The sequence below is a fragment of the Corallococcus exercitus genome (genome assembly GCF_003611585.1).
Taxonomy (GTDB): Bacteria; Myxococcota; Myxococcia; order Myxococcales; family Myxococcaceae; genus Corallococcus; species Corallococcus exercitus.
The window spans coordinates 1-8,541 of record NZ_RAVW01000420.1 but is presented as its reverse complement, the minus strand read 5'-3'; the positions used below and the strand labels follow the sequence as shown (position 1 = coordinate 8,541).

Below are 8,541 nucleotides of genomic sequence, written 5' to 3'. Positions count from 1 at the left end.
GGGGCGCGGGGGCGGGCTTCTCGATGGCGGCCGGAGCGTCCTCTTCCGGCGGGGGCGGCTCCTGCGGCACGGCGCGCTGGGCGTTGGAGGTGGGCCGGCGGATGGCGCGCATGTTCATGCGCGTGGACTCCGCGCGGATGCCCTGCAGGTCCTCCTCGTCCACGCCTTCGGGCACGAGCGCCGCGGCGGCCTTCTTGTTGCGCTGCTTGCGCAGCGAGTCCAGCGAGACGATGCGCGTGCTGTTGGCGCCGTCCTCCGCGGGCTTCTCGTCCTCGCCGGTGGGCGCGTCCTCCGCCGCGAGCGCGAAGAGGAACGTCACCGGGCCCAGCGTCAGCGTGTCGCCGTCCGTCAGTGTCTGCTTCTGCACGGCCGTACCGTTGACGAGCGTGCCGTTGGCGCTCTTCTGGTCCTCCACCGCGTAGCCGTCACCGTCCTGGAAGATGCGGCAGTGACGGCGGGAGATGCCGGGGTCGTACAGCACCACGTCGCACTCGGAGGTGCGCCCGATGAGCACGGAGTCCTGGTCGAAGACGAACTCCTTGCCGGCGTCTTTTCCCTCGGAGATCGTCAGTTGGAAGGCCATGTCGTCCTAGGAGCCTATCGAGGCATGTACGGCTCGGGCAACGGCGGCGCGCGCGCTCGCCGGCTCCAGCACTTCCGCCTCTCCCCCGAAGGATAGCACCCACTGCGTGAGCCAGCGCTCACTGTCTCCGGCCACCCGGACCTCCACCCCTCCGTCAGCGAGCGGGCGGGCGTCCTGGCCGAAGCGCTCCTTCACGTAGGGCGCCGCCGTGGGGGTGAAGCGCACCCGGACGGAGGCCTCGCTGGCGCTGCGCGCCGGGTTGGGCACGTCCGCGCGGGCGTCCGGCGGGGGCTGGAAGGCGGTGGCCGTGACGGCCAGGTCCTCCATGCGGTCCAGCCGGAACAGGCGCGCGTCCTGGCGGGTATGGCAGAAGCCCTGGAGGTACCACTGGCCCCGGTGGCTGAGCAGCTCGTAGGGGCGCACCCGGCGCGGCTCCGCGGGGCGGCCGGGGCTGGCGTAGCCGAACGTCACCTCCAGCCGCTCCAGGATGGCGCGGGTGAGCGGCCCCAGCGCCGGGGGCGCGTCCGCGGAGGCGTCGATCTTCCGGTACATGTCCCGGAAGCGCTCGCGGGCCGCGGGCGGGATGATGCCCTCCAGCTTCGTGAGGGCGCTCTGGAGCGCGTCGCCGGTGGCCGGGCGCAGCAGCTCCGCCGCGGCGGCCAGGGCCGCGGCCTCGCCCGCCGTCAGCCGGGGCGGCGCGAACAGGCGCTGGTCCAGGTCCACGTAGACGCGGTCGTTGTCCACGTAGATGTCGATGTAGTCGTCCGGGTTGAAGGGCGGCCGGCCCACGCAGGTGAGCAGGTCCAGCTCCTCCAGCAGGTCCTCGCGGCTGATGTTGAGGGCCTTGGCCAGGGCCTCCACGGTGACGCCGGGGTGCTTGGAGACGTAGGGGACGAGGAACAGCAGGCGGCGCAGCCGCTCGTGGACGTTGCTCATGCGCTCACCCGCTGACCTTCCACCGGCGCGTGCTTCGCCAGGATGTTCGCGGCCATGTGCTCCAGGCGCTCGCGCGCCTCCGGAGGCCCCTCCATGCGGCAGTCCGCGCCCAGGGACAGGACGAAGCGCGCCAGCCCGTCCAGGAACGTCACCGGGAAGCGGGCCCGTACGACGCCCTCCCCCACCGGCTCCAGCGCCGCGCCCGGGAACAGCGAGCCCGCGCGCGAGGCCTGCGGCCCGGTGAGCTGGAGCGTCACCTCCAGGGGCTCGTGGAAGCGGTACTGCCAGGGGAAGTACGCCACGTGGGCGTCCAGCGAGAAGCCCGCCGGCACCTCGAAGTCCGGCGTGCGCGGCCGGGCGGTGTTCACCTTCAGCTCGCGGATGCGGTGGACGTGGAAGGTGCGCAGGCCCTGGCGCAGGTGGCAGTAGCCCACCAGCGTCCAGACGCCGCGCCGCAGCGCCAGGCCGTACGGGTCCACGCGCCGCTCCGTGACGCCATCCTTGCGCGGGCTGCCGTAGGTCAGCTGCACCCACTTGTGCGTGGAGCACGCGTCCCAGAGCTGCTCCAGGCGGGCGGAGACCTCCTTCTCCTGGCCCTCCTGGCCGGTGCCCAGCTCCATGCGCACGCGCGGCGTGGGCAGGGATTCGCCGGCGAAGAAGCCGATTTTTCGCAGCGCGTGCGCCAGGTCGTCGCGGCCCGGGAACGCGCCGGACGCGAGCGCGGCGGACCCGGCGGCGTAGAGCACGGCCAGCTCCTCCTTCGTGAGGTCGGCCTCCGGCAGGTAGTAGACGTTGCGGTCGACGAGGTAGCCGTCGCGCCGCTCGTCGTCGCCCTGCACGTAGCTCAGCGGGAAGCCCAGCTCGACGAGCTCCGCCTTGTCGCGCTCGAACTTGCGTTCAGCGGCGTCGTCCGAGCCGCCGTAGTCCGCGGGGAAGTGCTCACGCAGCTCGGCCCACGAGATGGGTTCCCGCGCGTCGAGCAGCAGTGCCACGAGATCAAGGATGCGTTCCGTGCGGTCCATTCAGGAGATCGGTGACAGTGGCGGACAGGACCCGGGAGATCAAGAGACCGGGGACATCCGGGGTGGGAGAAGGGAGCAGGCCAGGAAAGGGACAGGAAGGGAACACGGGAGGGGGCTGGCTCCGTCCAAGGGGGAGATAGTCGCCCCGACCTGAACAGGCAAGCAGGTATCACCATGTACCCCTCGTTTCGTCCGCAAGGCAGCAGACAACCCCGGGCGTGGGGCTCGCACTCGGGGCGCGTCTGGGTTATTCCTTGGACCTTGTCGAATTGGGTGAGAAGCGACAGCGCGCCTCCTCCAGAGCCTCTGGTGGACGCTCCGCTGGCTGCCGTGGGGGCGACGCGGCGGACGCAAGGCTTTGACGAGGGCTCGACCATGGACCGCACCTCCCTGCTGAAGACGTGGCTGCCCGGGCTGGCGCTGGTGCTGCTGGCCTTCGTCTCCGCCCCGGCGCACGCCCGCTCCGAACCGCTCTACTTCGCGCTGGAGGTCCGGCGCGACGGCCGGCTGATCGCCCAGCCCAAGCTGCTGGGCGAGGCGGGCCGCACGCTGCGCGCCGAGCGCCGCCGTCCGGGCGCCACGGTGCCGGACTACCGGCTGGTGCTCACGCCCAAGGGCGAGGGCGACTCGTTCCAGCTCCAGGTGGACCTGTCCCTGCCGGAAGGGGAAGGCCACTCGCAGCTCGCCCTGCTGCACGGCCAGGAGCGCAAGCTCCAGCTGGGCCGGGTGCCGGGGGAGCTGGAGGTGTCGCTGCTCCTGATGAAGGTGGACTCCCCGGAGTTCCGCGCGCTGATGCGGCTCACGGAGGACACGCCCGGCACGGTGAAGTCCGTCTCCTGCTCCATCTAGGCGGCTTGCGCCCACGGTCGCTACAGCACCGCCAGGTCGTCGCGGTGCACCGCCTCATCCAGGTAGCGGTAGCCCAGCACCGCCTCGATGTCCGCGCTCCGCCGTCCGGCGATGCGCTTGAGTTCGTTGGCGTCGTAGGTGGACAGGCCCCGGGCGAACACCGTCCCGGCCGCGTCCGTCAGGTCCACCGGGTCTCCCCGGCCGAACTCCCCCTCCACGCCCGTCACGCCGCTGGGCAGCAGGCTGCGCTTGCCGGTGACGATGGCCTCCTTCGCGCCCGCGTCCACCACCAGCCGGCCCCGGGGCCGGAGGGCGTGGGCGATCCACGCGGTGCGCGCGCTGCGGCGTCCGGCGGGCTCGAAGAGCGTGCCCACGGCCTCCCCCTGCAGCACGCCGCGCAGGCGGCCGGGCACCGCGCCGGAGGTGATGACGCACGGGATGCCCAGCTCCGCGGCGCGGGCGGCGGCGCGCACCTTGGACGCCATGCCGCCCGTGCCCACCGCGCTGGTGGCGTCGCCGGCCAGGGCCAGCACGTCCGCGGTGACGCGCGGCACGGCGGGCATGAGGCGGGCGTCGGCGTCCTTGCGCGGGTCGGCGGTGTAGAGCCCCTCCACGTCGGACAGGAGCACCAGCGCGTCCGCCTCCACCACGCCGGCCACCAGGCTGGCCAGCGTGTCGTTGTCGCCGAACTTCAGCTCGTCCACCGACACGGTGTCGTTCTCGTTGATGACCGGCACCACGCCCGCGGCCAGCAGCCGGTCCAGGGCGTGCTTCACGTTGAGGTAGCGCCGGCGCTCCTGCACGTCCTCGTGGGTGAGCAGCACCTGGGCCACGGTCCGCTCCGCGTGGCTGAAGGCCTCCTCGTACGCCTGCATCAGGCGGCTCTGCCCCACCGCCGCGCACGCCTGCTTGCCCGGGATGTCCCGGGGGCGCGCGGGCAGCCCCAGCCGCTCCATGCCCAGCGCGATGGCACCGCTGGACACCACCACCAGCTCCCGGCCCCGGGCGGCCCACAGCAGGTCCTGTCCCAGCGCGTCGAAGTGGGCGCGGTTGAAGCGGCCGGTGGCGCTCGTCAGCGCGTTGGTCCCAATCTTCACCACCACGCGGCGGGCCTCGCGCAGGGCGTTGCGTGCGGAATCAGTCACGGCGGGCAGCGTAGGCTGGAACGGGAAATGACGCGCGTGGCCGGTTGTTCACCAGGCTTCGCGGCAGGCGCAAAACAGGGGCCTTTGTCATGAAACGCGGACGGCCCCTGTCCATCCAATGCCTTGAATGGAGCGCGGGCCCTTCGATGTCCGCGCCAGGAGAAACGGTTTGAAGGAAATCTACGGCAACACCCTGGGCCTGAAGACGAGCGAGCAGCAGCGGCTGCGCAACACGTTCCGCCGCCGCGTGGATCCGCGCGAAATCGTGTCCGCGGAGCTTGCCCGCCACCTCACCGAGCTGTCGCACGAGCTCAACCGTCAGGTGGGCGTCCTCATCAACCGCAAGGGCGACATCGAGCATGTCGTCGTGGGCAACGCGCACAAGCTGGAGCTGCCGGACATCGGCCGTGCGCGCGCCGGGCAGATCCGTCTGCGTGGCCTGCGGCTGGTGCACACGCACTTGAAGAGCGAACCCCTCACGAAGGACGACCTCACGGACCTCGCGCTGCTGCGCCTGGACTGCGTGGCCGCCGTGGGCGTGGGCAATGACGGCCTGCCCGGCGTGCTGCACTGGGCCTACCTGGTGCCAGAGAACGGCTCGGGTGATTTCTGGCACGTGGCCACCCTGCCCTCCGTGCACGGCGACCAGCCGGACCTGCTGGACACGCTGGACGCGCTGGAGGAGGAGTTCAACCGCAACGCGGCCGCGCGAACGGTGTCCGGCCGCGAGCGCGCCATCCTGGTGGCGGTGTGCCTGGACGGCAACCGCGCACGGGCGGAGTCCTCGCTGGCGGAGCTGAAGGAACTGGCGCGCACCGCGGGCGTGGAGGTGGTGGACAGCGTGCTCCAGATGAAGCGCGAGGCGGATCCGCGCTACCTCATCGGCCGGGGCAAGCTGGAGGACCTGAACCTGCGCTCCATGCAGTCCATGGTGGACCTGCTCATCTTCGACAAGGACCTCACCCCGTCGCAGGGGCGGCACATCGGGGATGCGACGAGCCTGAAGATTCTCGACCGCACGCAGCTCATCCTGGACATCTTCGCCCAGCGCGCGCAGACGGCGGAGGGCAAGCTGCAGGTGGAGCTGGCGCAGCTGAAGTACCGGCTGCCCCGGCTGGTGCAGGGGGATGACTCGCTCAGCCGCCTCATGGGCGGTGGCGTGGGCGGCCGCGGCCCGGGTGAGACGAAGCTCGAAATCGACCGCCGCCGCGTGCGCGAGCGCATCACGAACCTGGAGCGCCGCATCGACGTCATCAGCCGCGAGCGCAGCGTCCGCCGGGCGCAGCGCAACCGGCGCGAGGTGCCGGTCATCTCCATCGTGGGCTACACCAACGCGGGCAAGTCCACGCTGCTCAACGCCATCACCAACGCGGAGGTGCTGGCGGAGGACAAGCTGTTCGCCACGCTGGACCCCACCAGCCGCCGCCTGCGCTTCCCGCAGGAGCGCGAGGTCATCATCACCGACACGGTGGGCTTCATCCGGGACCTGCCCAAGGACCTGGTGGCGGCCTTCCGCGCCACGCTGGAGGAGCTGTACGACGCAAGCCTGCTCCTGCACGTGGTGGACGCGAGCGACCCGGCGCGCGACGACCAGGTGGAGGCGGTGGAGAAGATCCTCGAGTCGCTGGGCCTGATGGAGAAGCCGCGCCTGATGGTGTGGAACAAGGCGGACCAGCTGCCCGCGGACGAGGTGGAGACGCTCCTGCGGTCCCGGGGCGGCGTGGCCATCAGCGCGGTGAAGCGCGAGGGGCTGGCGACGCTCCTGGCCAAGGCGGACACCACCCTGTTCGCCGAGGGTGCGTCCGAGTCCATCGGCGTCGTGTGACGGTGGGCGGGTTGTCGGCGCGGGGGCCCTCCCCGTAGAGTCGGGGGGCCTTGGCTCCCGCGCTGAAACTGCTCCTCCCGCTGTTGACGGCCCAAATCGAAGGTCTGCCCGGACAGGACTCCGGGCCGGACTACGACCGGCCCGTCTCGTCCATCACCACCGGCTACATCGAGCTGCTCGAGAAGAACAGCCACATCGTCTACCCGGTCATCGCCGTGGTGACGCTGCTGCTCATCGGCTGGGGCATCCTGTCCGCGTGGCGGACGCAGGACATGGACGGCCTGCAGAAGAACGAGTTCAAGCGCGCCATCATCAACGAGCTGCGCAGCAACATCAGCGGCATGCCCGGCGACCTGCTGGGCCGCACCATCGGGCTGGACCGGCTCAAGACGAACCGCCTGCTGGAGGAGATGCAGACGGAAGGGCTCGTCCTGAGCCACACCAACTCCGAGCGGCTCACCGTGTGGCGCGTGCGCGGCACAGGCCCCGAGGCCAAGCCGCGCCGCTACTAGCACTCCGCCGTTTCAGACGCCGGACAGCTCCGACTTCGGCTGGCGCGTCATCAGGTCCACCACCGCGTTCTTGGCGTTCTTGCCCTCGTAGGCGATGAGGTAGACCTGCTCGCAGATGGGCAGCTCCACGCCCGTCTTGAGGGACAGGTCGCGCGCGCTCTTCGCCGTCTTCACGCCCTCGGCGACCTCCTTCATCTCCGCGAGGATGTCCGGCAGCTTGCGGCCCTTGCCCAGCTCCATGCCCACGTGGCGGTTGCGGCTGAGCTCGCCCGTGCACGTGAGCACCAGGTCGCCCATGCCGGACAGGCCGGAGAGCGTCAGCGGGTTGGCGCCCTTCCTCACCGCGAGCCGGGTGATCTCCGCCAGGCCGCGCGTGATGATGGCGGCTCTCGCGTTGTGGCCCATGCCCAGGCCGTCCGCCATGCCCGCGGCGATGGCGATGACGTTCTTCAGCGCGCCGCCGTACTGCACGCCCACCACGTCCGTGGACGTGTACGAGCGGAAGGTGTCCGTCTGCAGCGCCTTCTGACAGCGCTGGGCCACCTTGTCCCAGTGCGACGCGATGGTCACCACCGTGGGCATGCGCCGCGCCAGCTCCTTGGCGAAGCTGGGGCCGGAGAGCACCGCGACGTACGGGTGGAACTCCTCCGGCAGACAGTCCTCCAACAGCTCCGTCATGGTGAGGAGCGTGCCGTTCTCGATGCCCTTGGACACGGTGACCAGGGGCACGCTCTTGGGCAGGAACGTCTTCGCGCGCGCGAGCACCTCGCGCGTGGCGTGGCTGGGCGTGGCGAGCACCACCATCTCCGAGCCCGCCAGCGCCTCCTCCAGGTCCGTGGTCGCGCGCACGCGCTCGGAGAGGGGGATGCCCTTCAGGTAGGTGTCGTTCTCGTGGCGGGTGTTGATGGCCTCCACGGTGGAGGGTTCGCGGCCCCACAGGCGGACTTCGTCGCAATTCACCGCGAGCACGTTGGCGAGCGCCGTTCCGAAGGAGCCTGCACCGATGACACTGCCGCGCATGAGATGACCTCGGGTCGAGAGGGGGGATTTCAGAACAGCGCGGACACGATGCCCACGGACAGCGTGGGCATGAACTCCGCGTCCGTGGAGCGGCTGCGGAAGTCCCCGCCGAAAGTGACAGCGTAGGACGTCTTCTCTCCGACGGGAAACTCCACGCCCAGCCGGACGAGGACCGCGGCATCCAGCTTCCACGCGGGCGGCACGCCGGACAAAGGGTCCTGCTGGACGGGGTCCGTGTCGAAGGCGAAGAGGGCGCGGACGTCCAGGTAGGGCCGCCACGCGCGCGGGCTGTCACCCTGGAAGGACGCCACGAGCCCCGGGGCCACGTTCCAGTCGCGCCGGCCGCTCAGGTAGCGCGCGCCCCGGTCCTCCGTGTCCGGGGGACGCAGGAAGAACGCGTGGCCCCCGTCCACCACGAAGGCCAGGCTCACGTTCGGGCTGTCCATGAGGGTGAGGCGGGCGCTGGCGCGCGGCTCGATCATCAGGCCGTAGACGCTGTCCACGCCCAGCCCCAGGTCCAGGCGCTCCAGGACGCCATACACGCCGCGCGCGGACACGAAGGGATAGCCCAGCTCCATGCCCACGCCCACGTGTCCGGCGCCCAGCGACCGCCCGCCGTAGAGCCCGTAGCGGTTGGGGGCCTGGAGCG

9 protein-coding genes are annotated in these 8,541 nt (G+C 71.1%); 3 read left to right on the top strand and 6 right to left on the bottom strand.

Features of this window, described 5'->3' with window-relative positions:
• From D7W79_RS34400 to D7W79_RS34390, 3 genes are all read right to left on the bottom strand, one after another.
• Positions 1-583, bottom strand: a 583-nt coding sequence (locus D7W79_RS34400; protein WP_147442187.1) for an FHA domain-containing protein, incomplete at its 3' end; no start/stop codon positions are given.
• Between the two features lie 6 nt (positions 584-589).
• Complete coding sequence (locus tag D7W79_RS34395) at positions 590-1,519, bottom strand: helix-turn-helix transcriptional regulator (RefSeq protein WP_120529563.1); 930 nt, start codon at positions 1,517-1,519, stop codon at positions 590-592.
• On the bottom strand, positions 1,516-2,541 hold the full coding sequence (locus D7W79_RS34390) for a helix-turn-helix transcriptional regulator (protein ID WP_120529562.1): 1,026 nt from the start codon (positions 2,539-2,541) through the stop codon (positions 1,516-1,518). The genes D7W79_RS34395 and D7W79_RS34390 overlap by 4 nt, the downstream gene beginning before the upstream one ends.
• Before the next feature lie 375 nt (positions 2,542-2,916).
• Here D7W79_RS34390 and D7W79_RS34385 point away from each other — a divergent pair, with 375 nt between their 5' ends.
• Complete coding sequence (locus D7W79_RS34385; RefSeq protein WP_171438321.1) at positions 2,917-3,390, top strand: hypothetical protein; 474 nt, start codon at positions 2,917-2,919, stop codon at positions 3,388-3,390.
• Between the two features lie 20 nt (positions 3,391-3,410).
• On the opposite strand, the gene proB is transcribed toward D7W79_RS34385, so the two are convergent.
• The gene (proB, locus tag D7W79_RS34380; protein ID WP_120529560.1) at positions 3,411-4,535 is read right to left on the bottom strand and encodes a glutamate 5-kinase; all 1,125 of its coding nucleotides are present in this window, start codon (positions 4,533-4,535) and stop codon (positions 3,411-3,413) included.
• Positions 4,536-4,704: 169 nt separating this feature from the next.
• Between proB and hflX the strand changes: the two genes are divergently transcribed.
• On the top strand, positions 4,705-6,360 hold the full coding sequence (gene hflX, locus D7W79_RS34375) for a GTPase HflX (protein WP_171438322.1): 1,656 nt from the start codon (positions 4,705-4,707) through the stop codon (positions 6,358-6,360).
• 50 nt (positions 6,361-6,410) lie between these two features.
• On the top strand, positions 6,411-6,872 hold the full coding sequence (locus tag D7W79_RS34370; RefSeq protein WP_244222131.1) for a hypothetical protein: 462 nt from the start codon (positions 6,411-6,413) through the stop codon (positions 6,870-6,872).
• Between the two features lie 12 nt (positions 6,873-6,884).
• Here the strand turns inward: D7W79_RS34370 and D7W79_RS34365 are convergent, their stop codons facing one another.
• Together D7W79_RS34365 and D7W79_RS43970 are read right to left on the bottom strand one after the other, a co-directional pair.
• On the bottom strand, positions 6,885-7,892 hold the full coding sequence (locus tag D7W79_RS34365) for an NAD(P)H-dependent glycerol-3-phosphate dehydrogenase (protein WP_120529558.1): 1,008 nt from the start codon (positions 7,890-7,892) through the stop codon (positions 6,885-6,887).
• Between the two features lie 29 nt (positions 7,893-7,921).
• A partial coding sequence (locus tag D7W79_RS43970) for a hypothetical protein (RefSeq protein ID WP_120529557.1) occupies positions 7,922-8,541 on the bottom strand: 620 nt, incomplete at its 5' end.